23 protein-coding genes are annotated in these 23297 nt (G+C 72.9%); 10 read left to right on the top strand and 13 right to left on the bottom strand.

Annotated elements, in window-relative coordinates; translation table 11 throughout:
* Positions 1-62 precede the first annotated feature (62 nt).
* The 6 genes from rplT to P2424_RS03745 all read left to right on the top strand — a co-directional run bounded on the left by rplT (position 63) and on the right by P2424_RS03745 (position 8319).
* The gene (gene rplT / locus P2424_RS03770; RefSeq protein WP_019360089.1) at positions 63-446 is read left to right on the top strand and encodes a 50S ribosomal protein L20; all 384 of its coding nucleotides are present in this window, start codon (positions 63-65) and stop codon (positions 444-446) included.
* 136 nt (positions 447-582) lie between these two features.
* Positions 583-1386, top strand: coding sequence for an RNA methyltransferase (locus P2424_RS03765; RefSeq protein ID WP_276474371.1), 804 nt, complete (start codon positions 583-585; stop codon positions 1384-1386).
* 103 nt (positions 1387-1489) lie between these two features.
* Positions 1490-2608 carry an ATP-binding protein gene (locus tag P2424_RS03760; protein ID WP_276474370.1) on the top strand — a complete coding sequence of 373 codons (1119 nt, stop codon included), beginning with the start codon at positions 1490-1492 and terminating at the stop codon, positions 2606-2608.
* 162 nt (positions 2609-2770) lie between these two features.
* Entirely contained in the window at positions 2771-3892 is a 1122-nt protein-coding gene (gene pheS, locus P2424_RS03755) for a phenylalanine--tRNA ligase subunit alpha (RefSeq protein WP_276474369.1), read from the top strand.
* The gene (gene pheT / locus P2424_RS03750) at positions 3892-6447 is read left to right on the top strand and encodes a phenylalanine--tRNA ligase subunit beta (RefSeq protein WP_276474368.1); all 2556 of its coding nucleotides are present in this window, start codon (positions 3892-3894) and stop codon (positions 6445-6447) included. Before pheS ends, pheT begins: the two co-directional genes overlap by 1 nt.
* A 195-nt stretch (positions 6448-6642) precedes the next feature.
* Entirely contained in the window at positions 6643-8319 is a 1677-nt protein-coding gene (locus P2424_RS03745) for an MFS transporter (protein WP_276474367.1), read from the top strand.
* A gap of 31 nt (positions 8320-8350) precedes the next feature.
* On the opposite strand, the gene P2424_RS03740 is transcribed toward P2424_RS03745, so the two are convergent.
* The 8 genes from P2424_RS03740 to P2424_RS03705 all read right to left on the bottom strand — a co-directional run bounded on the left by P2424_RS03740 (position 8351) and on the right by P2424_RS03705 (position 13496).
* Positions 8351-8920, bottom strand: coding sequence for a hypothetical protein (locus P2424_RS03740; protein WP_276474366.1), 570 nt, complete (start codon positions 8918-8920; stop codon positions 8351-8353).
* A gap of 31 nt (positions 8921-8951) precedes the next feature.
* A complete protein-coding gene (locus tag P2424_RS03735) occupies positions 8952-9131 on the bottom strand; it encodes a hypothetical protein (RefSeq protein ID WP_276474365.1) in 180 nt (59 codons plus the stop codon).
* Positions 9121-9276 carry a hypothetical protein gene (locus P2424_RS03730; RefSeq protein ID WP_276474364.1) on the bottom strand — a complete coding sequence of 52 codons (156 nt, stop codon included), beginning with the start codon at positions 9274-9276 and terminating at the stop codon, positions 9121-9123. The genes P2424_RS03735 and P2424_RS03730 overlap by 11 nt, the downstream gene beginning before the upstream one ends.
* Positions 9273-9569: a hypothetical protein gene (locus P2424_RS03725; protein ID WP_276474363.1), complete on the bottom strand. Its 297-nt coding sequence runs from the start codon at positions 9567-9569 to the stop codon at positions 9273-9275. Before P2424_RS03725 ends, P2424_RS03730 begins: the two co-directional genes overlap by 4 nt.
* Positions 9570-9669: 100 nt before the next feature.
* On the bottom strand, positions 9670-10884 hold the full coding sequence (locus P2424_RS03720; RefSeq protein WP_276474362.1) for a helix-turn-helix transcriptional regulator: 1215 nt from the start codon (positions 10882-10884) through the stop codon (positions 9670-9672).
* Positions 10885-11098: 214 nt separating this feature from the next.
* Positions 11099-11971, bottom strand: a complete 873-nt coding sequence (locus P2424_RS03715) for a 3-hydroxybutyryl-CoA dehydrogenase (RefSeq protein WP_276478810.1) — start codon at positions 11969-11971, stop codon at positions 11099-11101.
* Positions 11972-12241: 270 nt separating this feature from the next.
* The gene (locus P2424_RS03710; protein ID WP_276474361.1) at positions 12242-12448 is read right to left on the bottom strand and encodes a DUF1918 domain-containing protein; all 207 of its coding nucleotides are present in this window, start codon (positions 12446-12448) and stop codon (positions 12242-12244) included.
* Between the two features lie 25 nt (positions 12449-12473).
* Positions 12474-13496: a DMT family transporter gene (locus P2424_RS03705; RefSeq protein WP_276474360.1), complete on the bottom strand. Its 1023-nt coding sequence runs from the start codon at positions 13494-13496 to the stop codon at positions 12474-12476.
* Between P2424_RS03705 and P2424_RS03700 the strand changes: the two genes are divergently transcribed.
* A complete protein-coding gene (locus P2424_RS03700; RefSeq protein ID WP_276474359.1) occupies positions 13495-14955 on the top strand; it encodes a PLP-dependent aminotransferase family protein in 1461 nt (486 codons plus the stop codon). The genes P2424_RS03705 and P2424_RS03700 overlap by 2 nt on opposite strands.
* Positions 14956-15087: 132 nt before the next feature.
* Here the strand turns inward: P2424_RS03700 and P2424_RS03695 are convergent, their stop codons facing one another.
* Positions 15088-15495 carry a hypothetical protein gene (locus P2424_RS03695; RefSeq protein ID WP_276474358.1) on the bottom strand — a complete coding sequence of 136 codons (408 nt, stop codon included), beginning with the start codon at positions 15493-15495 and terminating at the stop codon, positions 15088-15090.
* A 413-nt stretch (positions 15496-15908) separates the two neighbouring features.
* On the opposite strand from P2424_RS03695, the gene P2424_RS03690 reads away from it, so the two are divergent.
* Positions 15909-16634 (top strand): dienelactone hydrolase family protein, encoded by a 726-nt coding sequence (locus P2424_RS03690; protein WP_276474357.1) that lies wholly within the window; start codon positions 15909-15911, stop codon positions 16632-16634.
* A 382-nt stretch (positions 16635-17016) separates the two neighbouring features.
* On the opposite strand, the gene P2424_RS03685 is transcribed toward P2424_RS03690, so the two are convergent.
* Positions 17017-18288 (bottom strand): APC family permease, encoded by a 1272-nt coding sequence (locus P2424_RS03685; protein WP_276474356.1) that lies wholly within the window; start codon positions 18286-18288, stop codon positions 17017-17019.
* 474 nt (positions 18289-18762) lie between these two features.
* On the opposite strand from P2424_RS03685, the gene P2424_RS03680 reads away from it, so the two are divergent.
* A complete protein-coding gene (locus tag P2424_RS03680; RefSeq protein ID WP_276474355.1) occupies positions 18763-19329 on the top strand; it encodes a histidine phosphatase family protein in 567 nt (188 codons plus the stop codon).
* 91 nt (positions 19330-19420) lie between these two features.
* Here P2424_RS03680 and P2424_RS03675 read toward each other — a convergent pair whose 3' ends face one another.
* The 3 genes from P2424_RS03675 to P2424_RS03665 all read right to left on the bottom strand — a co-directional run bounded on the left by P2424_RS03675 (position 19421) and on the right by P2424_RS03665 (position 22482).
* Positions 19421-20404, bottom strand: coding sequence for an aldo/keto reductase (locus tag P2424_RS03675; protein WP_276474354.1), 984 nt, complete (start codon positions 20402-20404; stop codon positions 19421-19423).
* A 149-nt stretch (positions 20405-20553) separates the two neighbouring features.
* Complete coding sequence (locus P2424_RS03670) at positions 20554-21261, bottom strand: class I SAM-dependent methyltransferase (RefSeq protein WP_276474353.1); 708 nt, start codon at positions 21259-21261, stop codon at positions 20554-20556.
* Between the two features lie 102 nt (positions 21262-21363).
* Positions 21364-22482 (bottom strand): NAD(P)/FAD-dependent oxidoreductase, encoded by a 1119-nt coding sequence (locus tag P2424_RS03665; RefSeq protein WP_276474352.1) that lies wholly within the window; start codon positions 22480-22482, stop codon positions 21364-21366.
* Between the two features lie 53 nt (positions 22483-22535).
* Here P2424_RS03665 and P2424_RS03660 point away from each other — a divergent pair, with 53 nt between their 5' ends.
* Positions 22536-23228 carry a TetR/AcrR family transcriptional regulator gene (locus P2424_RS03660; RefSeq protein ID WP_276474351.1) on the top strand — a complete coding sequence of 231 codons (693 nt, stop codon included), beginning with the start codon at positions 22536-22538 and terminating at the stop codon, positions 23226-23228.
* The last annotated feature ends 69 nt before the right edge of the window (positions 23229-23297 follow it).

The raw sequence follows: 23297 nt of genomic DNA, 5'->3' as shown, positions 1-23297 counted from the left end.
CCCCATCGACTCGGGCCGGGCAGTGAAGCCCCTTCCCGGACCCGCCAACAAGGAGTAATCACGTGGCACGCGTCAAGCGGGCGGTCAACGCTCAGAAGAAGCGCCGGGCGATCCTGGACCAGGCCAGCGGCTACCGCGGCCAGCGGTCGCGCCTGTACCGCAAGGCGAAGGAGCAGGTCACCCACTCCTACGTCTACAACTACAACGACCGCAAGAAGCGCAAGGGCGACTTCCGGCAGCTGTGGATCCAGCGGATCAACGCCGCTGCCCGCGCCAACGGCATCACCTACAACCGCTTCATCCAGGGTCTGAAGGCCGCCTCCGTCGAGGTCGACCGCAAGATGCTGGCCGACCTCGCGGTCAACGACGCCGCGGCCTTCACCGCGCTGGTCGAGGTCGCGCAGAAGGCGCTGCCGAGCGACGTCAACGCCCCGAAGGCAGCCTGAACCTCCGGCTGACGGCTTCGCGCCGCCCCTTCGGCCCCTGTCGCCGGACCCTCGCCGCCGTGGCTTCGCCGCGGCGGCGAGAACTGTGTGCGGCGACTGCTGCCCGCCCCTCCCCGAAAGTGAGCGAGCACCCTCCATGCCCCCCGAGTTGACCTCGCTGCGGTCGCCCCGCGTCGTCACCGCCCGCAAGCTCGGCAAGCGGAGCTTCCGCGGCAAGGAGCGGCGGTTCCTGGCCGAGGGGCCGCAGGCGGTGCGGGAGGCGCTGGAGCACCTGGTCGAGGTCTACGCGACGCCGGAGGCCGCCGCCCGGCACGCGGACCTGCTGGACGCCGCCCGAGCGGCCCGCGTCCCGGTGCTCACCGCCTCCGACGAGGTGGTCGCGGAGATGTCCGACACCGTCACCCCGCAGGGCGTCGTGGGGCTCTGCCGCTTCGTCGACCGGCCTTTCGCCGAGATCGTGGCGGCCCGCCCCCGGCTGGTCGCCGTTCTCGCGCATGTGCGCGATCCCGGGAACGCGGGCACCGTGCTGCGCTGCGCCGACGCCGCCGGAGCCGACGCGGTGGTGCTGACCGACGCCTCGGTGGACCTGTACAACCCCAAGGCGGTGCGGTCCTCCGCCGGTTCGCTCTTCCACCTGCCCGTCGCCGTCGGTGTTCCCGTCGAGGAGGCGGCCCGGGCCCTGTCCGGGGCCGGGGTGCGGGTGGTGGCCGCCGACGGCACCGGGGAGCGGGACCTGGACGAGGAGCTGGACGCCGGGGCGATGGCCGGGCCCACCGCCTGGGTGTTCGGCAACGAGGCGTGGGGGCTGCCGGAGGCGACGCGGGCGCTGGCGGACGCGGTGGTGCGGGTGCCGCTGCACGGCCGCGCGGAAAGCCTCAACCTCGCGACGGCCGCCGCGGTCTGCCTCTACGCCTCGGCGCGCGCCCAGCGTGCCCGCTGAGCTGCCGCCGTGCCCGCTGAGGTGCCACGCGGTCACCCAGAGCTAGTAGGGTGTCGCCCCCGGGCGCCGGGTACCGAGGGCGCCGGAGGAGGGGCGGAACGGCATGGACGTGCAGCCCGACGACCTGCCTGACGGACTCGTGATCGCCGACGGCGCCGGGCGGGTCGTCTGCTTCAACGCCGCGGCGGTCCGCATCACCGGGCGGTCCCGGGAGGAGGTGCTGGGGAGCCCGCTGCACATCGCGCTCCCGCTGGAGGACCTGGACGGGCGCCGCTGGTGGCAGCTGACCGACCCGTACGGCGGACTCGTGATCCGCAGCGCGCAGCCCGAGCGGAACCTGCTGCTGCCCGGCGGCCACGAGGTGCTGGTCGCGGCGCGCTATGTGCGGGACCGCCCGCGCGGGCCGGTCGAGCGGGTCGTCGTCACGCTGCGCGGCACCGAGGCCAGACGGCGCACCGAGCGCAGTCACGCGGAGCTGATCGCCACCGTCGCGCACGAGCTGCGCTCGCCGCTCACCTCAGTCAAAGGGTTCACCGCGACGCTGCTGGCCAAGTGGGAGCGTTTCACCGACGACCAGAAGCGGCTGATGCTGGAGACTGTCAACGCGGACGCCAACCGCGTCACACGGCTCATCGCCGAACTGCTGGACATCTCCCGCATCGACTCCGGGCGGCTGGAGGTGCGCCGCCAGCGGCTCGACCTGCCGGCCGTGGTGCGGCGGCATGTGGAGGCCCACATCGCCGCGGGCGAGCCCGCCTCCCGCTTCCGCACGGAGATCGCCGACTCGCTCCCCGACCTGTGGGCCGATCCCGACAAGATCGAGCAGGTGCTCGCCAACCTGCTGGAAAACGCGGTGCGGCACGGCGAGGGAACTGTCACCATCGAGGTACGTCCCGCGTCGTCCCCGCGGGAGCCCGGCACCGCCGGGACGGCCGTCACGGTCAGCGACGAGGGGCCAGGTATCCCGGAGGAGTCCATGAGCCGCGTGTTCACCCGCTTCTGGCGCGGCAGCAGGCGCGGCGGTACGGGCCTGGGCCTCTACATCGTCAAGGGCATCGTGGAGGCGCACGGCGGTGTCATCACCGTCGAACGGGCGCAGGGCGCCGACCGCTCCGGGGCCGCCGCGCGGCCTCAGGCCGGTGCGGGATCCGAGAGCGCGGGCGCGAGCGGGGCCCGGTTCCGATTTATCCTGCCCGTGGGCGCCCCGGCCTTCCTGGCCTGACCCCGAAGCTCCACCGGCGCGCACGGGCCGACTCCGCAACCAGGCACCGCAGGCCCGGCGGCCTCCGCGTGTCCGCCACCGGGCGGCCCCCCTTAGACTCGGGCCCCGGCACAGTCACCGGGCACGGCGGGGCGCAGCCACCAATCGGAAACACGGGAAGAGATGTCGGCACCCAACAAGTCGTACGACCCAGTCGAGGTCGAGGCACTGAAACCGGAAGCGATCGACCGGGCCAGGGACGAGGCGCTCGACGCCGTCGCCGCCGCCGGGGATCTGGAGGCGCTGCGCGAGGTCAAGGCGGCGCACGCGGGGGACCGCTCCCCGCTGGCGCTGGCCAACCGCGAGATCGGCGCGCTGCCGCCGCAGGCGAAGGCGGAAGCGGGCAAGCGGGTCGGACAGGCCCGCGGGGCCGTCAACAAGGCCCTCAAGGCCCGGCAGGAGGAGCTGGAGCGGGAGCGCGACGAGCGTGTGCTGGTCGAGGAGGCCGTGGACGTCACGCTGCCCCACGACCGCCGTCCGGCCGGCGCGCGGCACCCGCTGACCACGCTGTCCGAGCGGATCGAGGACGTCTTCGTGGCGATGGGCTACGAGGTCGCCGAGGGCCCCGAGGTCGAGGCCGAGTGGTTCAACTTCGACGCGCTCAACCTGGGCCCCGACCACCCGGCCCGCACCATGCAGGACACCTTCTTCGTGCGGGGTCCCGGCGGCGCCGAGGACTCCGGCGTGGTGCTGCGCACCCACACCTCGCCGGTGCAGATCCGCTCGCTGCTGGAGCGCGAACTGCCCGTCTACGTCATCTGCCCCGGCCGGGTCTACCGCACCGACGAGCTGGATGCCACGCACACCCCCGTCTTCGGCCAGGTCGAGCTGCTGGCCGTCGACGAGGGGCTGACCATGGCCGACCTCAAGGGCACCCTGGACCACATGGTCTCGGCGCTCTTCGGGGAGGGGCTGGGCACCCGGCTGCGGCCGTCCTACTTCCCGTTCACCGAGCCCTCCGCCGAGATGGACATGGTGTGCTTCGTGTGCCGGGGCACCTCCGTGGGCGACCCGGACAACCCCTGCCGTACGTGCAGCAGCGAGGGCTGGATCGAGCTGGGCGGCTGCGGCATGGTCAACCCGCGGGTGCTGACGGCCTGCGGTGTCGACCCGGAGCGCTACAGCGGGTTCGCCTTCGGGTTCGGCATCGAGCGGATGCTGATGTTCCGCCACAACGTCGAGGACATGCGAGACATGGTCGAGGGTGACGTGCGCTTCACCCTGCCGTTCGGGATGGAGATCTGATGCGGGCGCCGCTTTCGTGGCTGCGGGAGTACGTCGACCTGCCGGCCTCCGAGACCGGGCGGGACGTCGCGGCCAGGCTGATCGCGGCCGGGCTCGAGGTCGAGACGGTGGAGCGGACCGGTGCCGGGCTCAAGGGCCCGCTGGTGGTGGGCCGGGTTCTGGCCATCGAGGAGCTGTCCGGGTTCAAGAAGCCGATCCGCTACTGCCAGGTGGACGTGGGCGGGGCGAACGGCACCGGGGAGCCGCAGAACCTCATCTGCGGGGCCACCAACTTCGCCGTCGGCGACAAGGTCGTCGTCGTGCTGCCGGGCGCCGTGCTGCCCGGCGGGTTCGAGATCAGTGCCCGGAAGACCTACGGGCACGTCTCGGAGGGCATGATCTGCTCCGAGCGGGAGCTGGGCCTGGGCGAGGACCACGGCGGGATCCTGGTGCTGTCGCCGGAGCACGAGGCCGGCACCGACGCGATCGAGCTGCTCGAACTCGTGGACGAGGTCCTCGACATCGCGGTGACGCCCGACCGCGGCTACTGCCTCTCGCTGCGCGGCCTGGCCCGGGAGACGGCGACCGCCTACGGGCTGCCGCTGCGCGACCCGGCACTGCTGGACGTGCCCCCGCCGACCGCGGACGGCTACCCGGTGCGGGTCGCCGACCCGCTGGGCTGCGACCGGTTCACCGCGCGCACCGTCTCCGGACTGCGGCCCGGGGCCCGGTCCCCGATCTGGCTGCAGCGCAGGCTGCAGAAGGCCGGGATGCGCCCGGTCTCGCTGCCCGTCGACATCACCAACTACGTGATGCTGGAACTGGGCCAGCCGCTGCACGCCTATGACCGCTCCCGCGTCCAGGGCACCATCGGGGTGCGCCGCGCCGAGAGCGGCGAGAAGCTGATCACCCTCGACGGGGTCAAGCGCACGCTCGACCCCGGTGACCTGGTCATCACCGACGACCGCGGGCCCATCGGCCTGGCGGGTGTGATGGGCGGCGCCGACACCGAGATCGCCGACGCGGCCGCCGGCCCGGACGGCGCCCCCGCCGCCGGTACGACGGACGTGGTGATCGAGGCCGCGCACTTCGACCCGGTCTCCGTCGCCCGCAGCGCACGCCGCCACAAGCTCTCCTCGGAGGCGTCGCGCCGCTTCGAGCGCGGCGTCGATCCGCAGGCGGCGGCAGCGGCGGCGCAGCGCACCGTCGACCTGCTCAAGCTCCTCGCGGGCGGCACAGCAGACCCGGGCGTCACCGAGATCACCACTCCCTCCGGGCCGCGTACGGTCCGGATGGCCGCCGACCACCCCGAGCGCGTCGCGGGCGTCGGCTACGGCCGGGAGACGGTCGTGCGCCGGCTCCAGCAGGTCGGCTGCGACGTCTACGGGAACACGGCGCCGTCCGGCACCCCTGGCGCGCCGGACGAGCTGACGGTCACCGTGCCGTCCTGGCGGCCCGACCTCACGGACCCGAACGACCTGGCCGAAGAGGTCGCCCGGCTGGAGGGCTATGAGAACCTCCCGTCCACGCTGCCCAGGCCGCTGCCGGGCCGCGGACTGACCGAGCGCCAGCGGCTGCACCGCCGTGTCGGCCGCGCGCTCGCGGGCGCGGGCTACGTGGAGGCACCGTCGTACCCGTTCGTCGGGGCCGCGGCCTTCGACGGGCTGGGCCTGGAGGCGGGCGACCCGCGCAGGCGCACCGTGCAGCTCGTCAATCCGCTCTCGGACGAGGAGCCCGGGCTGCGCACCACGCTGCTGCCCGGCCTGCTGGCCACCCTGCGCCGCAACGACGGGCGCGGCAGCCATGACCTGGCGCTGTTCGAGACGGGCCTGGTCTTCCTGCCCACCGGCGCCGGCAACGCGGCCGGACGGCCCCCGGTCACCCGGCGGCCCACTCGGGAGGAGCTGGAGTCGCTGGACGCCGCGCTGCCCGAGCAGCCGCGGCATGTGGCCGCCGTCCTGGCCGGCTCCCGGGAGCGCGCCGGATGGTGGGGCGCGGGCCGCCCCGCCACCTGGGCCGACGCCGTCGAGGCGGCGCGCACCGTGGCCGCCGAGGCGGGCGTGCGGCTCACCGCGGAGAGCGCTGCTTTCGCGCCCTGGCATCCGGGACGCTGTGCCGCGCTGCACGTGCTGCTGGACGGCGCGCAGGTACGGGCCGGGCACGCCGGGGAGCTGCATCCGCGGGTGCTGAAGGCCCTGGGTCTGCCGGAGCGCACCTGCGCCATGGAGCTGGACCTCGACCTGGTCGAGCGGGCCGGAGGCACCCCGGTGCGTGCTCCGCACGTGTCCACGTTCCCGGTGGCCACGCAGGACGTGGCCCTGGTCGTGGACGCGGCGGTCCCGGCCGCCGCGGTGGAGAGCGCGCTGCGGGCCGGCGCCGGGGAGCTGCTGGAGTCGCTGCGGCTGTTCGACGTCTTCACCGGCGAGCAGCTGGGTGCGGGGCGTAAGTCGCTGGCCTACGCGCTGCGCTTCCGGGCTCCGGACCGCACGCTCAAGGCCGAGGAGGCGTCCGCCGCGCGGGACGCGGCCGTCGCCGAGGCGGTCGAGCGCACGGGCGCGGTGCTGCGGGGCGCCTGACCGAATCTCGCCCCGGCGTTCGAGGGGACATCCGTCACCGGCGGATGTCCCCTCATCTTTTCGGGTGAGAAGCCCGGACGATCTTCTGATGGACGGTCGGCGGCGGTTACGGGTGACGTCGTGGCAGCAGCGAACTCATCATCCCGTCCGGCGGACTCACCGCTCCGCAGCCTGATCCCTGCTCGTATCGACCGGATGCCCTGGTCCGGCTTCCACACGAAGATGATCGCGGCGCTGGGCTGTGCGTGGATCCTGGACGGCCTGGAGATCACGGTCGCCAGCTCGATCACCCCGGTCCTCACCCGCTCGGACACCCTGGGGCTCTCCTCCAGCGAGGCGGGGCTGATCGCGACCGTCTACCTGGTCGGCCAGGTCACCGGTGCGCTCTTCTTCGGCCGGATGGCCGACCGCTTCGGGCGGCGGAAGCTCTTCCTGCTGACGTTCGGCGTCTATCTGTTCGGCAGTGGACTGACCGCCCTCACCTACGGGCAGGGGCCCGGCTGGGACGCCTTCCTGTACCTGACCCGCTTCATCGCCGGAACCGGTATCGGCGGCGAGTACGCGGCCATCAACTCGGCGATCCAGGAGATGATGCCCGCCCGCTTCCGGGGCCGGGTCGATCTGCTGGTCAACGGCACCTACTGGGCCGGCGCCATGGTCGGCACCGTCGCCGAACTGGTGATCCTCAGCTCCTTCGACGACGCGGTCGGCTGGCGGATCGGCTTCCTGCTCGGCCCGGTGCTGGGCTTCTCCGTGCTGTTCGTCCGGCGCCATCTGCCCGAGAGCCCCCGCTGGCTGATCATGAACGGGCGGGAGGCCGAGGCCGAGGCCGCCATCGCCCGGATCGAGTCCGCCGTGCGCAGCCACGGCAAGAAGCTGCCGCCGGTCGAGGACAAGGACGCCATCGAGATCAGCGAGTCGGCGCACAGCACCTACGTCACGCTGCTGCGGGTGCTCTTCCGGAGGTACCCCAAGCGGGCCGTGCTCGCCTCCACGCTGATGATCACGCAGTCGTTCCTCTACAACGCGATCTTCTTCACGTACACCCTGGTGCTGACGAAGTTCTACGGCGTCTCCGACAAGGACGCGCCGATGTACCTGCTCGCGTTCGCCGCGGGGAACCTGCTGGGTCCGATCATTCTGGGGCCGCTCTTCGACATCGTGGGACGGCGCTGGATGATCGCCGGAACCTATCTCTTCTCCGGATGCGCGCTGGGCGTCACCGCGACGCTCTTCGTCGCCGACGTGCTGACCGCGACCACCCAGACCGCCGCCTGGTGCATCATCTTCTTCTTCGCCTCCGCGGGCGCCTCCTCCGGCTACCTGACGGCGGGCGAGATCTTCCCGCTGGAGGTGCGCGGCAAGGCCATCGCGCTCTTCTTCGCCATCGGCCAGGCCGCCGGAGCCACCGGCCCCTACTTCTACGGCTGGCTCATCGGCGACGGCACCGAACGCAGCAGGCTCTACATCGGCTTCCTGGTCGGCGCCGTCATCATGATCATCGGAGGACTGGCCGAGACCTTCCTCGGCGTGGACGCCGAGCGCAAGTCCCTGGAGGCGGTCGCCATGCCGCTCTCGGTGGTGCGGACCTCGGTCGACGCGGCCCGCCGCCGGACGGTCGAGAAGCTCAAGAAGCCCGGCGACCCGCCCGCGGCCCCGCCGGACGGCACGCCGGAGGCACCGGGAGGCGCGCCGGATCCGGCGCCGGAGCTGCCGGACCGGACCGCGCCCGCCCCCTCCGGCAGCAAGCCCGACAAGCCGCTCGGAACGCCGAGCGGCTCCTCCGGAACGCCCAACGCGTCGGGCAGCTCCTCCGACGACGACCCGGACCAGCCGGGCGGCGAGCCGCACGCCGACACCCCCGCGGTGTGAGGCGGGAGCCGCCGGGACATACGGCGTGGGGTCACGGCTGGTCGCCGTCCCGGCGCAGGTGCGGGCGGTACAGGAGATCGACGGGCTCGGGGACGGTGTCCGGATCGGTGGGCAGCCGGACGCACAGGCCGCAGCGCCACTCCTGGAGGCCGGGCCCGGTGCAGCGGACGTGGACGACCAGGTGAAGGTTCTGGTCCGCGGGGCAGACCGCGCAGCGGTAGGGGGCCGCGGGCAGTACGCCCGTGCGGGCGGCTGCCAGAAGCCGGACGCACGCCTCCAGTTGCACGTCCGGCGGGTCGTGCGCGAGCCAGCGGGGGAGTAGCCGGAAGGTGGGGATGTCCGCGCCCGCGGCGAGAGCCACTCCCCAGGCCCACGCCTCCTGCGCGGCGGCGAGAGCCAGCCGGCTGGCGGCGTGGGTGGCCGGGTGGGCGCTCTCCGCACCGCGAGCCTGCCAGGCCAGGTGCGTGAGGGCCGCGGCCCGGTCGGGGAGCGCTGCGTTCGTCCAGGCGGCGGGCGCGGTCACGGCGGTGCCGTCCCAGTACCACCCGAGTCCGCCGGACACGATCTCCAGCAGCTCGCTCGGCGCGTCCCGGCCGGTCATGGTGTGCCGCCCTGTTCGGCGGTCCCGGGCATCAGCGGTCCTCCTGCGGGAAGGTGAACGTCTGAGCGGGCGGGCAGTGGCGGCAGCGGACGCTGACGACGCGCCCCGTGGCGTCGCGTCCGCTGGTCAGCTCCAAGGGCCGCTTGCAGCGGGGGCAGGCCCCGTACCAGGTGCCGCCCCGGGGCGTGGTCGTCGCGGGTTCAGGCGGCATCCCGGCCACGTCCCTCCCGGCAGCGCGGGCACCGGCAGGGCCCCCAGTCGGCACTCGTGGCACAGCGCTTGCCGCCGCGCAGCGTGCGCCACCGGCTCCAGGTCCGGCCGCCGTCGCGGGAGACGCGGATCCTCAGGGTGCTCATGCGCGGCGGCTCCCGGCGAGCCGACGGCCGAGCTCCCGCAGCTCGCGGCGCCTGCGTTCCGCTGCGGCGTCGTAGTCCGCGCGTTCCTCCGCGGTGCCGGCACGCACGTGCTCGGGACGGGCACGCCACGCGTAGCCGGTCGGGGTCACCAGGACGTACCGCAGCGGCGGCCCGCCGAGGACCTGCTGTACGCGGCCCACCCAACCGGGCTCGGGCGGCACGGTCTGCCGCGTGGCCTCGTCCACCAGGTAGTCACCGCGCTTGAAGGGTGCGCTTTCCGTCGTCTGTGTCATCGCCAGTTCCTCTGTAGTGGGCAATGCACAGACGGTAAGAAGGTGAACAGGGGGCCACAGGTAAGGTCTGTACCCCCCTCTCGGCAGGTACGGATTGTACCTACGCGGACACCCTCAGTTTGGCGCGGAGATACCTCACATCGTCGCGCACCAATCCGCGATCGGGTGTCTCCCGCAAGGTCGAGTGGGCGAACAGGTTGTACCGCACGGTTTCCGGCGAGGTCTCGAACGCGCGCTTCAGCAGGTGCACCACCGCCACGGTCTCACCTTGCAGCGCGTAGGCCCGAGCCGACTCGATCTGATGGAATGCGCGTCGTGTAGCCGACGGCGTCCCTTCGATCTCAATGGCGTGAGCGGCCTCCACCGCGGCGCCGGGCCGGACCAAGTCGTTCTGCATCGTGATCGCGTAGGCGTCCACCATGCCCCGGCCGAAGATCAGGTACGGGTGCGAGTAGTCAGGTCCCAGCCGCCGGGCCGCCTCGTCGGCACGGTCCCAGAACCGGTCGGCATCACCGCGGCGGCCGACCTTCGCATACGACAGGGCCGCAGCCAGATGCAGGAGTCCCCACCGGGCCAACTCGTCCCGTGACGCCTCGGGGCGCAAGAGGTCGGCGGCCTTCATCGCGAGATCGACGCGGGCTTCGTGCCGCTCTCCCGCGTCCCGGAAGACGTGGTTCATATACCAGGCCGCGGCAGCCATCGCCCTGGGGCTGTCCGCGTCCTGGGCTGCCGCCATCGACCTGTCTCCGGTGAGCATCACCAGCTCGGGTGCGGGCTGAAACGAGAGGAAGAGCTGGGCGAGGTGGTACGTCTCCGCCAGCGCGACCAGGGCGCGGCGCCGGTCGACTCCGTCGAGAGCTCGTGCGGAGTGCTGGGCGTCAGCGAGCAGGTCGGGCAGGACCACGGCGACGCGTGTGCGGTGCTCGCCTGGGGCGTGCCACAAGTGCCAGGCGAGGGAGACCCTGCGTGCCAGTTCGTCGGCGCTCTCGGGTTCCTCGTCATGGCCTGAGAGCCGATAGGAGGTGAGGGCCGCGCGGACGCCCGGAAGAGCTTCGTGTGCCGACTTGGCATGGGCTGCGGCTGTCACGCGGTCGTCGCCGGTCAGTTCGGCGAGATCGGTGACGCCGAGTACGTCGGCCAAGTGCAGGAGTAGGGGAAGCCGGGGGCATTTGAGGCGGCCGGTCTCGATGGCCTTGACCCATTCGGTGCTGCGGCCGACGAGTCCGCCGACAACTGCTCTGGTCTGTCCGTTGCGGATGCGCGCTCGGCGGACCCTCTGGCCGAATGTCTCGCTGCTGTCAGTCTGCTCGGGCATACGGGACTCCTCGTTCTGACCTGGACACTCAGAACGGTACGCCGCGCGGGGCCCGGGGGGCGATCCTTCGCCGCCGTCTCCCTTGGCCGCAGGGGCTGTTGAGGTCCGGCATGCCTCGGCTCGGGTTCTCCCGGCGAGGAACTCCGCGGACAGCAGCGCGGGGTGCCGTCCGGGACCGGACGGCACCCCGCACCACGTGGCGGCGGAACCCCTGTCAGGAGTAGGTGTAGAAGCCCGCGCCGGCCTTCCGGCCCAGGCGGCCCGCGTCGACCATGCGCTGGAGGAGCGGGGGAGCGGCGTACAGCGGCTCCTTGAACTCGGCGTACATGGAGTCGGCGACCGAGGCGACGGTGTCGAGGCCGATCAGGTCGGTGAGCTTGAGCGGACCCATCGGGTGGGCGCAGCCCAGCTCCATGCCGTTGTCGATGTCCTCGCGGCTGGCGATCCCCGACTCGAACATCCGGATGGCCGAGAGGAGATAGGGGATCAGGAGCGCGTTGACGACGAAGCCGGAGCGGTCCTGCGCCCGGATGGTGTGCTTGCCCAGCACCTGGCCGACCACGGACTCGGCCCGCTTGACGGTCTCCTCGCCGGTGGTCAGGGCGGGAATCAGCTCGACGAGCTGCTGTACCGGCGCCGGGTTGAAGAAGTGGATGCCGATGACCTGGTCGGGCCGCGAGGTGGCCACGGCGAGCTTCACCAGCGGGATCGAGGAGGTGTTGGAGGCCAGGATGGCGTCGCTGCGGGTCACCACCTGGTCCAGCACCTGGAAGATCTCCGTCTTGACCTGCTCGTTCTCGATCACGGCCTCGATGACCAGATCGCGGTCGGCGAAGTCGCCCAGGTCGGTGGTGAAGGAGAGCCGCTCCAGCGTCTCGTCGCACTCCTGACGACTGATCTTGCCGCGGTCGGCGGCCTTGCCGAGCGAGTTGACCAGCCGGGTGCGGCCGAGCTCCAGGGCCTCACCGGTGGTCTCCGCGACCATCACCTCGAGGCCGGACCGCGCACACACCTCCGCGATACCCGCACCCATCTGCCCACAGCCCACCACTCCGACGCGTGCTACGCCGGCTACAGACTCCGTCACCTCGTGCCTTTCGCTGAACTTCACGGTCCGCAGCGAACCCGTCCCGAGTGTCGTGAGGGCCGCCGGGACACGTTGCTCCGCCGCCCGACGTTACCTGTGCCGGCACAGGTGGGGTGGGGCGGGTGCGAAAGGTCACCTATGTGCGGAGTGGGGTGCTCCTGCCGAGGGTGGGCGCCGGGGCGAGGGCCCCGGCCCGGCCGGACACGGGCAGCCGTCTCCGGTGTGGGGGCCGGAGCGGTGGCCGTCCCGCGGGGGTCCTTCCGGCGGCGGTCAGCGCTGCTGACCGTGCGGCTCCCGGTGGCCCCTCACGACCGAGTCCGGGCCGGGGGAGACCACGGCCTCGTGGCCGTCGTCGAAACGCACCCGGTACGGAGGTTCACCCCTGGTGCCCAGCACCTCCAGGATCTCCGCTGTACGGTCGTGCTGCCCCACGGTCCGCCCGTGCATCAGCAGTTCGTCGCCCGTTTTGGCTCGCATGAACTCAACCTCCTGCTACCGGTGGTCAGGCGCGGCTGCGCTGTACGACCACGATGCACACCAGCACGGCGAGCGCCGCCGCTGGTGCGGCGGGGGACAGGCGCTCACCGAGTAGCAGCACCGCCCATACCAGCGTAAGCAGCGGCTGGGCGAGTTGCACCTGGCTGGTTCTGGCCACCCCGGCGAGGCCCATCGCGCGGTACCACAGGAGCATGCCGACGAACTGGGAGGCGACCGCGCCCCACACCAGGCCCGGCACGGAATGCGAGGTCAGCGCCACCGGCTCGTGGGCCAGGGCGAAGGCGGAGCCGACCGCGGCCACCGGCAGGCAGGCCACCAGCGCCCACCCGATCACCTCCAGCGCGGGCAGCTCCCGGGCCAGCTTGCCGCCCTCGGCGTAGCCCGCGGCGCAGACCAGCAGCGCCCCGCACAGGAACAGGTCGCCGACGGCGAGCGCGCCGCCGCTCTGCTGCACCGCGAAGGCCACCACCACCGCGGCGCCGGTCAGCGCGGCCACCCAGAACAGCGGAGCGGGGCGGGATCCGGTCCGTACGGTCGAGTACAGCGCGGTCGTGAGGGGCAACAGGCCCACGATCACGGCGGCGTGCGAGGTGGTCGAGGTCTCCAGGGCGAGCGTGGTCAGCAACGGGAATCCGATGACGACGCCAGAGGCGGCGACCGCGAGCCCGCCCCAGTGCCGCCGGTGCGGGACCGGTACCCGTCGCACCGTGAGCACCCCCGCGGCGACCACCCCCGCGATCAGGGCGCGCAGCGCGGCGGCCGTCCACGGGCCGAACCCGTCCAGCGCCCAGCTCGTCGCGGGAAAGGTGAGGGAGAAGAACACGACCCCGAGGACGGCGAAGACCGCGCCGATGCCGGTCGCCGGGGTGCCGGGCCCGGGTGCCGGGCCTGGTCGCTTCGGCGCGGGGGTGGTCGCGGGAGCGGGATGCGGGGCCGCTGTCGGCGCCGTCGGCGCCGTCGGCGCCGTTCGGTCCGGAGCCGGATCCGCTATCCGCGCAGCTTGGATAGCGCTATCGTTATCTCTCATGGTCGAGCGTAGCAGTGTTGCTGAAATGGCCGCTTCCCTTCGTGGGGAACTGGACCGCTACTCTCCGGGTGAAAAGCTCCCGTCCAGTCGGTCGCTGGTCGAGCGGTTCCGGGCCGGGCCGGTCACCGTCTCTCGGGCTCTCGGGGTGCTCGTGGCCGAGGGGCTGGTGGTCACCCGGCCCGGCGTCGGCGCCTTCCGCGCCCCTTCGCGGCGCCCGGAGCGCGCGCTGCTCCAACAAGGTGACACCTCGTGGCAGGAGGTGGCGCTGAGCGCGGACGCCTCCGGCGACCAGGTGCCCCGCAGCGTCGACGCGGCCGGCGTCACCACGACGCTGGACGTGCCCCCGCCCGGCGTGCTCGAACTCAACGGCGGCTATCTGCCGCCCGGCCTGCAGCCCACGCAGGCGCTCGCCGCCGCGCTCGCCCGCGCCGGACGCCGCCCGGGGGCCTGGCTTCGGCCACCCCTGGAGGGACTCGAAGAGCTGCGCGGCTGGTTCGCGCGGGAGATCGGTGGCCCCCGCGGCACGGTCGCGGCCGCGGACGTACTGATCACCGCGGGCGGCCAGTCCGCACTCACCACCGCGCTGCGCGCCCTCGCGCCCCCGGGCGCCGCCGTGCTCGTGGAATCCCCCACCTACCCGGGCATGCTCGCCGCGGCCCGCGCCTCGGGGCTGCGCCCCGTGCCGGTCCCGATGGACTCCCAGGGGGTGCGCCCCGACCTGCTGGCGGACGCGTTCCGGGCCAGCGGCGCGCGGGTGTTCGTCTGCCAGCCGCTGTTCCAGAACCCGACCGGCGCCGTCCTCGCGCCCGGCCGCCGCCGCGAAGTGCTGCGCGTGGTACGCGAGGCGGGCGCCTTCCTCGTCGAGGACGACTTCGCCCGGCACCTCGCCCACGAGGACGCCGGGCCGCTGCCGCCCGCGCTGCGCGCCGAGGACCCGGACGGCGTCGTCGTGCACATCTGCTCGCTGACCAAGGCCACCTCGCCGAGTCTGCGGGTGGGTGCGCTGGCCGCCCGCGGGCCGGTGCTGGAGCGGCTGCGCGCCATCCAGGTCGTCGACACCTTCTTCGTGCCGCGGCCGCTCCAGGAGGCCGCCCTCGAACTCGTCGGCGCCCCCGCCTGGCCCCGCCATCTGCGCACCGTCGCCGCCGAGTTGCGCACCCGCCGCGACCTCACCCTCGCCGCGCTCGCCGACCAGGTGCCCGCGCTGGGCCTGGCGCACGCCCCGCGCGGCGGCTACCACCTGTGGCTGCGGCTGCCCGACGGCACCGACGAGGCCGTGCTGACCGCAGCCGCCCTCCGCGCCGGTGTCGCCGTCGCGCCCGGCAGCCCCTATTTCGCCGCCGAGTCCCCGGCCCCGCACATCCGGCTCACCTTCGCCCCCGCGGCGGCCGAGGGCGACATCGTCGAGGGGGTACGCCGGCTGGGCGCGGCCTGCGCCGAAGTGCTCACGCGGAGCTGAGCCGAGGCCGCGCGGTGGGTGGACGCCGGGCGGGTGCCCCGGATACGGCCACGGGGCGCCGCTGAACAGCCAGATCAGTGAGGTCGGCTTGACCGGTCCACGCCTCGCTGAGGACGAGCAGACGAGGCAGGGTCAGCATCCAGGGCCGACCGGCGGAGACGACACCAGGTCGAGGGCAGCGATCCGCAGCCGGGCTGCCCACGTCTGCTGATCGAGCCCCAACGTGTACGCGATGCAGCATTCGCATGGCGGGATCAGCGCCACGAACGACTGCTCCGCCGGGGTCTCGACCTCCGTCTCCCACCAGTCGTCCGTCGCCAGGTCGGCGGGAGCTATCTCTCCATCGATGAGCCTCGCCGCCATCCGGCGCAGAGCGTGGCGCCGCGCCAGGCCCCGATCCGGCATCCCGACCCCGGCCTCGGCAAGCGCTTGCTCGAACGCGTCCCGAATATCGCGGGCATCCGCGGTGCGAGGCCAACCGGCGAGCTCGCACAGTGTCGGAGTGTCCAGCCCGGCTGCGAGCGCCTCGGCAGCGATCATCGGCAGATCCCCCGGGCGTATCTCGTCCGCCTGATAGCGGCACGCCACCTCACCCAGAGAGGCGAGTCCACTCCGCACAGAGGGTTCCGGTTCTGGTGTCGTTCCTCCCGCTCGCATGACTCCCACGGTGTCAGCACGGTTCCCAGGGAGGCACCCAGGGGCGGGCTTGCTCGGCACCCACCCCGGGCTGACCGGTCGGGACCCGCTTGTGGTCCAGGTTCGCCACCGGGGCCCTTCGGTATGGAGGGTCGGCCGCTGTCTGTCGTCACACCCTGTCAGTACGGATCCAAAGGATGCGAGCCGCCGCGACCCCCCGGATGCACTGGTTTTGGGGAGGTGGTCGGGACAGGCTGCTCTCTGCCATCGGTGAACAGCATCCCGAGCGGGCGCAATGGTCATTACGCTCCAGTCGTATGACGACGCTGACAACCCGTACGGTCGAATACCCGGCCGATGACCTGACGATGATCGGATACCTCGCGCTCCCGGCCGGTGCCGAGCGCCGGCCCGCAGTCCTGATCGGACCCGAGGGGATGGGGCTCAGCGATGTCGAGCGCCGACGGGCCGAGGATCTGGCCGAGTCGGGGTACGTGGCACTGGCCTTCGACCTCCACGGCGGACGCTATCTGGGAGATCCGGAGGACATGTTGGCCCGCTGCATGCCGCTGCTCTCCGCTCCCGACCGTATGCGCGGAATCGGTCACGCCGCGCTCGATGTGTTGCGTGCCGAATCACGGGTCGACCCGGACCGGATCGCCGCCGTCGGCTACGGCACCGGGGGCGCGGTCGCACTGGAACTCGGTCGCGATGGCGTCGATCTGCGCGCGATCGGGACAGTCAACGGTCTGACCACGGGCCGGCCGGGCGAGGCGGCACGCATTCGCTGCCCGGTATGGGCCGGGGTCGGTTCGGAGGACCCGATCATGTCGCCCGCGCAACGGGAGGCGTTCACCGAGGAGATGCAGGCCGCGGGCGTCGACTGGCGCCTGGTGGTCTACGGAGGAGCCCTGCACGCCTTCCATCACCCACCGGTCGACCACCCCACGGTCCCCGGTGTCGGCTACCACCCACAGCACGCACAGCGAGCCTGGCGTGACATCGTCGACCTGCTCGCCGAGTGCCTGCCCGTCACGGATTGATCCGATCGGCTCCTGACACTCACTCCTGCCCGCCGTCGTCGTCCGCGTCCGGCTTGGGGCGTCCGGCTTGGGGCGTCCGGGTGGCACAGCGGGTGTTCGTTCCTGGTGATCCGCCCGTACCCGGTGAACGCCGCACCCTGCGGGGCAGGGAGCCCGTCGGGGCCGAATATGCACAGCAGGTCGTGGGCGCGGAGTTGGTCGGTGACCACGAACCGGCGAGGACGCCGCAGCCGACCGCTCGTGCTGGTCAGCCGGATCGGTCACTGCTGGAACCGGATCACGGAACTCGCCGCTCACCCCGGCCTGGGTATCGGGCGCGGACATCGTCCGACGATTCCGGGGTCTGGCCGTACCCCCCGGGCGGGAGAACAGCCCGAAGCGATCAGCCCCGCGCGGTAAGGGCGCGGCGTACCGCGTAGACGGCGGCGCCCAGCGCGATCACCGTGGCCCCGGAGACGACCGAGGAGAGCGGCAGGGCGAAGGCCAGGACAAGGCAGCCGGCCAGCCCGACGACCGGGACGACTCTCGCCTGGCAGCCCCCGGCGGGGGTGAGGGCCCAGGCGGAGGCGTTGGCGACGGCGTAGTAGACCAGGACCCCGAAGGAGGAGAACCCGATCGCCCCGCGCACATCGGCTGTCGCCGCGGCCACCGCCACCACCGCGCCGACGACAAGTTCGGCTCGGTGCGGCACCTTGAACTTCGAGTGGATCACCGCCAAGGGATGCGGCAGGTGCCGGTCGCGGGCCATGGCCAACGTGGTGCGTGAGACGCCCAGGATCAGGGCGAGCAGTGAGCCGAGCGCGGCCACGGCCGCACCGACGCGCACGACCGGTACGAGCCAGTCGTCGCCTGCCGCCCCGGCCGCGTCCGACAGCGGAGCGGCAGCCTCCGCCAGCCCCTCGGGACCCAGCACCGTCAGGACGCAGACAGCAACGAGGGCGTAGACGACCAGGGCGATGCCCAGCGCGATCGGGATGGCCCGGGGGATGGTGCGGGCGGGGTCGCGGACCTCCTCGCCCAGGGTCGCGATCCGCGCGTAGCCCGCGAAGGCGAAGAACAGCAGGCCCGCCGCCTGGAGCACGCCGCCGAAGGTCGCGTCGTCCCCGACGTCGAGCCGGGCCGCGTCCGAGGCCGAGGAGGTGAGAGCGGCGACCACCACGGCGGCGAGCACCGCCAGGACCACGGCCACGGCGACCCGGGTCAGCAGGGCGGACTTCTGCACACCGGTGTAGTTCACCGCGGTCAACGCCACCACCGCCGCGACCGCCACCGCGTGGGCCTGACCCGGCCACAGATACGAGCCGGCGGTGAGCGCCATCGCCGCGCAGGAGGCGGTCTTGCCCACCACGAACCCCCAGCCCGCCAGGTAGCCCCAGAAGTCGCCGAGGCGCATCCGGCCGTAGACGTACGTTCCGCCCGATGCCGGATAGCGGGCCGCGAGTCGCGCCGAAGACGTGGCGTTGCAGTAGGCGACCACCCCGGCGAGCGCCAGGCCGATCAGCAGCCCGGAGCCGGCCGACCGCGCGGCGGGGGCGAGCGCGGCGAAGATTCCCGCACCGATCATCGACCCGAGACCGATCACCACGGCATCCAGCACTCCGAGCCGACGACTCAGTTCGTCCGGCATCCCGGCGGCGGTCGGTGGCTTGCCCATGTCCACTCCCTCGGCGGCACAGCCGCTGACGTGACGAACTGCGATATCGGAAAGACGATACGAGTACGCCCGGCCGCCGCCTCTGTCTCCAGAGCGGCGCTCCAGGGAGCCGGACGCGATCCGGTTCGCCAGGAGGAGCGGTACCACGGGACAAGGTCGGGCCCGATTTCGTCCAGGCGATGGACTTCGCTCGCACCACCCGGAAGGCCCTCCCGTACCGAGTGCGCATCCTCACCGCGCAGGAGGGGGCCTGGGCGGCGCCGCATCGCTGAGCACGCCGAGGGCCTGCTCACCCGCCGAGAGCCTGCGTCCGCACGTCCCGCCCGACCTCCGTCGGCCCACTGCGGAGGTCGTCGCCCCTCCGGCCACGGCGCCGTCCACTTCGCGAACGGCGCAGCCCGTACACGAGCTGTGCGGACAACTGCCGGACGTCCGCCTCTCGAACACCGGGCCGTCCGGCCTTACTCTCGGCGCATGCACGTGCGAATGACGTTACTCGCCGCGGGCCGCAGTTCTTCCGCGGTGAACGTGCGCTTCGACGACGAGCGTTCCCTGGACGCCGCCGGCTGGGAGGAGGTCGTGCGCAGGGCCCCCGCGCTCTCCCACCTCGCCGCTGCCGAACTGCGCTACTGCTCGCCCTCGGCGCGCTGCCGGGAGACCGGCGCCGTGCTCGGCCTCGCGCCGCTCGCCCAGCCGGCGCTGCTCGACTGCGACATGGGCCGCTGGCGCGGCGCCACCCTCGCCGAGGTGGCGGCACGGGAGCCGGAGGCCGTGCACCGCTGGTACGCCGACCCGTGCTCCGCTCCGCACGGCGGGGAGTCCCTGCTGTCCTTCATCCGCCGGATCGGCGGCTGGCTCGACACCCGTCCGGTGGGCGACGGCGACCAGGCGGTGGCCGTCACCGAACCGTCCGTCCTGCGCGCGGCACTCTGCTACGTGCTCAAGGCCCCGCCGCACGCCTACTGGCAGGTCGAGGCGCATCCGCTCGCCACCCTCGCCCTCGCGGGCGGCGCCGGCGCCTGGCACCTCGACCTGCCGTGAACCGCGCCGCCCCGGGGCCCGTCCGCAGCCGCGGCCCCTCCGGCGCCGGCCCCGTCCGCCGGACCGTGAGCGACCACCGGCCGGCGGCCGCTCAGCCGTTGACGAAGGCCAGGCCGCCGTCGTCGTAGCGGGCGCCGGCGATCCGGTCCCGCGGAGCCGCCGCCTCGATGTCGGCCAACTCCTGTTCGGTCAGCGAGATCGAGAGCGCCGCCACGTTCTCCTCCAGGTACTTCTGCCGCCGGGTGCCGGGAATCGGCACCACCGTCTCGCCGCGGTGCTGCACCCACGCCAGGGCGAGCTGCCCCGCCGTGACGCCGCGCCGCTCGGCCAGCCCGTTCAGCCGCTCGACGATCGCCAGGTTGCGGTCGAAGTTCTCCCCGGCGAAGCGCGGCATGCCGCGCCTGGCGTCCGACTCCTCCATGGCGTCGACCGAGGTGTAGCGGCCGGTCAGGAAGCCGCGGCCGAGCGGCGAGAAGGGCACCACCCCGATGCCCAGTTCGCGGCAGACCTGGGCCGTGCCGTCCTCCAGGTCGCGGGTCCACAGCGACCACTCGCTCTGCAGGGCGCTGATCGGATGCACCGCGTGGGCGCGCCGGACCGTCTCCGCACTCGCCTCGGACAGCCCCAGGTGGCGCACCTTGCCCTCGGCCACCAGCTCCGCCATCGCCCCGACCGTCTCCTCGATGGGCACCTCGGGGTCCACGCGGTGCTGGTAGTACAAGTCGATGTGGTCGGTGCCCAGCCGGCGCAGCGACGCCTCGCACGCCTGGCGCACGTAGGCCGCGTCGCCCCGGATGACAGTGGGCTCGCCCAGCTTGTTGGCGAAGCCGAACTTGGTCGCCAGCACCACCTCGTCGCGGCGGCCCGCGATGGTGCGACCGACAAGTTCCTCGTTGGCGCCCTCACCGTAGAAGTCGGCGGTGTCCAGCAGGTTCACGCCCAGGTCGAGTGCCCGGTGGAGGGTGGCCACGGAGGTGGCCTCGTCGGACTGGCCGTAGGCGTGGCTCATCCCCATGCAGCCGAGGCCCTGCGCGGAGACGGCCAGATCGCCGAGGTGGCGGGTGGGAAGGGTCATGTCGGTACCTCCTGAAGGGGAAAGAGAAACGCGGTGAACGGATACCGGGCCGGGTGCTCCGTGCGATCCGCCAGGGACGCTAGGCGCTGGAGCGTGCTCCAAGGCAAACCCCGCCGCGCCCGCCGTTCGGCTTACCGTCCGCGTGATGGTCAGCCGTCTTCCCGCTCCCACACCAGCGCGGCCGACACGGGGTGGTTGCGGAACCTCGCCCACTTCGGTTTGCGGGCCAGCCACTGCTCGTCGACGACGCCCTCGCGCATCTCCACGAGCCGCCACCCGGCGTCCAGCCCCGCCGCCACGTGGTCGCTGAGCAGGTGGACGTGGGTCTCGATGGCGATGTCCTCGCCGGAGGCGTCGGTGAAGTGGGTGGGCATGCCGGTGGCCATGATGAAGTGCGGGTGGAAGGCGACGACCACGCAGTGCGCGCCCGGGGCGGCCAGCCGCCGGGCCTCCCGGTAGTACGGCCGCAGATCGGGCAGGTGCTCGTCGATCAGCGAGGAGATCACCAGGTCGTAGGCGCCCGACTCCAGTCCGGTGCCGCGTACATCGCCCTCCAGCAGCCGGTCGTGTGCGCCCCTGGCACGGGCCCGCTCCAGCATCTGCGGGGTGAGGTCGACCCCGTCGAGCGTGCCGGTGACGCCCTGTTGCCGCAGCCACGCGCCGGTCCGCCCGGTGCCGCAGCCCAGATCGGCCGTGCGCCGCACCCCGCTCCAGGTGGGCACGGTCAGTTCGGCCAGCAGCGCGAGGTCCATCACGTCCTCGACGGTGTCCTCGTACGTGCTGACCCACCGGCCGTAGCCGGTGGCCACATCCACGGTGCGGTAGCCGCGGGTGTCGAAGTCGGAGAAGGAAGGCATGCGGGCGAGTATCACGGCGGGGCGGCCGGCCGGGCCAGGCATTTTCCGGGCCCCGCGGAGCGGGGCCGGGCGTCGGCGCGACGGTGTGACCGCCCACGCCGGTCAGGACGGCTGGACTTCGTCGAAGAGGGCGAGGGCCTGGGTGGGGTCCGGACTCACGAGACGTTCCAGACCGGCCGCGGTCAGCTCCGCCCATCTGCCGGCCCGGGCCCACATGCGTTCCTCGTGGTCGCGGACGGCCTCGTCCGGATCCCCGGAACCGGTGGCGAGGGACTCGGCGAGTTCGGCGCCCTCCAGCATCGCGAGGTTCGCGCCCGCCCCCAGCGGGGGCATCAGATGGGCGGCGTCGCCCAGCAGCGTCACCCCGGGGACGTGCGTCCAGGTGTGGGACACCGGCAGGACATACAGGGGGCGGTGGGTGAAAACGGTGCCGTGGTGGAGGAGGTCGAGGACGGGAGCGGCCCAGCCGTCGAACAGGGCCAGCAGACGCGCCCGTACCGCCGCTCCGTCGGCGAGGTCCAGGTCCGTGTGCCAGTCCAGCGGTGCGCGGAACTGGGCGTACACCTTGACGTGTCCGCCGCTGTTGCGCTGGGCGACGAGAGCCCGGTTCGCGCCGTAGACGGCCACGGAACCATCGCCTACCAGCCGGGCGAGGTCGGGGAGGCGGGTCTCGACGTCGTCCAGGGAGGTCTCGACGAAGGTGACGCCGGTGTAGCGCGGTGTCACCGGGGAGACCGCCGTGCGGGTCCGGGACCAGGCGCCGTCCGCGCCGATCACGAGGTCGAAGGTCTCCTCCCGCCCGTCCTCGAAGCGGACGAGTACACCGTCCCGGGCCCCGGGTACCACCTGCCTCACGCCCTGCCCCCACCGGACGTCGAGCGGGCCGAGCAGCAGGTCGCGGAGCTGCCTGCGGTCGATCTCGGGATTGGCCCGCTCCTCGGGGCGGGGCTGCCAGTCGCGCAGCACTGTCCCGTCGGGGGCCAGGATGCGCATGGCCTGCCCCTCGGGGCGGGACACCTGCTGGAACTCCGCGAGGAGTCCCGCCTTCTCCAGCGCGCGCTGGCCCAGACCTTCGTGCAGGTCCAGCGTGCCGCCCGGGGGACGCGCGTCGAGGCCGGGGTCGCGTTCGAGGACGGTGACCGGGTGGCCGCGGCCGTGCAGGACGCGGGCGAAGGTCAGACCGGCAGGGCCGCCTCCGACCACTGCGATGCGGTGTCTCATGCCGATACACTGTATTGCCAGGATACGGCGTATCGCAACAGTAGGGTGTCCCCATGACTGTGTGGGACCGGCCGGAACCGCCGACTCGCCCCGTGCCGCTCGACCGCGAGCGGATCGTCGCCGCCGCCGTCGCGCTGGCCGACGAGGGCGGGCTGGAAGCGGTGTCGTTGCGCAAGGTCGCCGCCCGGCTGGACGCCGGTCCGATGCGGCTGTACCGCTACATCTCCACCAAGGAGGAGCTGTTCGACCTCATGGTGGACGAGGTCCAGGGCGAGATCCTCCCCGCCGAGCAGCCCGGCGACTGGCGTGAGGCGCTGCGCGTGCTCGCCCACCGCACCAGGCGGGCGGCGCTCCGCCACGAATGGCTGGCCGACCTGCTCGGCGGCCGCCCCACCCTGGGGCCGAACGGACTCGCCGTGACCGAGGCCAGACTGTCGGCGCTCGACGGCCTCGCCGGCCTCGACACCGTCATACGGGCCGTCGAGACCGTCGGCGCCTACACCACCGGCGCGATCAGGCGCGAGGTCGCGAACCTGCGGGCCGAGCGCGCCACGGGCCTGTCCGACCGGGAATGGCAGCGCGCCCACGGGCCGCACGTGACGAGGATGCTGGCCACCGGCCGCTTCCCCGCGCTCGCCAAGGCCGTGCACGACGGTACGGAGGTGGACGCCGGGACCTCCTTCGCGGACGGCCTGGAGTGGGTCCTGGACGCTGTGGCCGCCAAGCTCCCGCAGCCGCCCGCGTGACACCGGCCCGGAAAACCCTTGGCGGTCCCGCCGCGGCGGCTGCTACGTTTCCGCAGGCCGTGCGAGGAG

The sequence above is a fragment of the Streptomyces sp. WMMB303 genome (genome assembly GCF_029351045.1).
Classification (GTDB): Bacteria; Actinomycetota; Actinomycetes; order Streptomycetales; family Streptomycetaceae; genus Streptomyces.
This window is presented reverse-complemented; position numbering and strand designations above follow the sequence as displayed.

Coding starts and splice junctions, on each gene's coding strand:
- P2424_RS03710 (WP_276474361.1), bottom strand. CDS start 12,448: ATGCGAGCCAAAACGGGCGACGAACTGCTGATGCACGGGCGGACCGTG.
- P2424_RS03700 (WP_276474359.1), top strand. CDS start 13,495: ATGGTCGAGCGTAGCAGTGTTGCTGAAATGGCCGCTTCCCTTCGTGGG.
- P2424_RS03725 (WP_276474363.1), bottom strand. CDS start 9,569: ATGACACAGACGACGGAAAGCGCACCCTTCAAGCGCGGTGACTACCTG.
- P2424_RS03680 (WP_276474355.1), top strand. CDS start 18,763: ATGCACGTGCGAATGACGTTACTCGCCGCGGGCCGCAGTTCTTCCGCG.
- P2424_RS03685 (WP_276474356.1), bottom strand. CDS start 18,288: ATGGGCAAGCCACCGACCGCCGCCGGGATGCCGGACGAACTGAGTCGT.
- pheS (WP_276474369.1), top strand. CDS start 2,771: ATGTCGGCACCCAACAAGTCGTACGACCCAGTCGAGGTCGAGGCACTG.
- P2424_RS03745 (WP_276474367.1), top strand. CDS start 6,643: ATGCCCTGGTCCGGCTTCCACACGAAGATGATCGCGGCGCTGGGCTGT.
- P2424_RS03670 (WP_276474353.1), bottom strand. CDS start 21,261: ATGCCTTCCTTCTCCGACTTCGACACCCGCGGCTACCGCACCGTGGAT.
- P2424_RS03735 (WP_276474365.1), bottom strand. CDS start 9,131: ATGCCGCCTGAACCCGCGACGACCACGCCCCGGGGCGGCACCTGGTAC.
- P2424_RS03705 (WP_276474360.1), bottom strand. CDS start 13,496: ATGAGAGATAACGATAGCGCTATCCAAGCTGCGCGGATAGCGGATCCG.
- P2424_RS03675 (WP_276474354.1), bottom strand. CDS start 20,404: ATGACCCTTCCCACCCGCCACCTCGGCGATCTGGCCGTCTCCGCGCAG.
- P2424_RS03690 (WP_276474357.1), top strand. CDS start 15,909: ATGACGACGCTGACAACCCGTACGGTCGAATACCCGGCCGATGACCTG.
- P2424_RS03660 (WP_276474351.1), top strand. CDS start 22,536: ATGACTGTGTGGGACCGGCCGGAACCGCCGACTCGCCCCGTGCCGCTC.
- P2424_RS03765 (WP_276474371.1), top strand. CDS start 583: ATGCCCCCCGAGTTGACCTCGCTGCGGTCGCCCCGCGTCGTCACCGCC.
- pheT (WP_276474368.1), top strand. CDS start 3,892: ATGCGGGCGCCGCTTTCGTGGCTGCGGGAGTACGTCGACCTGCCGGCC.
- P2424_RS03665 (WP_276474352.1), bottom strand. CDS start 22,482: ATGAGACACCGCATCGCAGTGGTCGGAGGCGGCCCTGCCGGTCTGACC.
- P2424_RS03760 (WP_276474370.1), top strand. CDS start 1,490: ATGGACGTGCAGCCCGACGACCTGCCTGACGGACTCGTGATCGCCGAC.
- P2424_RS03695 (WP_276474358.1), bottom strand. CDS start 15,495: ATGATCGCTGCCGAGGCGCTCGCAGCCGGGCTGGACACTCCGACACTG.
- P2424_RS03740 (WP_276474366.1), bottom strand. CDS start 8,920: ATGACCGGCCGGGACGCGCCGAGCGAGCTGCTGGAGATCGTGTCCGGC.
- P2424_RS03720 (WP_276474362.1), bottom strand. CDS start 10,884: ATGCCCGAGCAGACTGACAGCAGCGAGACATTCGGCCAGAGGGTCCGC.
- P2424_RS03730 (WP_276474364.1), bottom strand. CDS start 9,276: ATGAGCACCCTGAGGATCCGCGTCTCCCGCGACGGCGGCCGGACCTGG.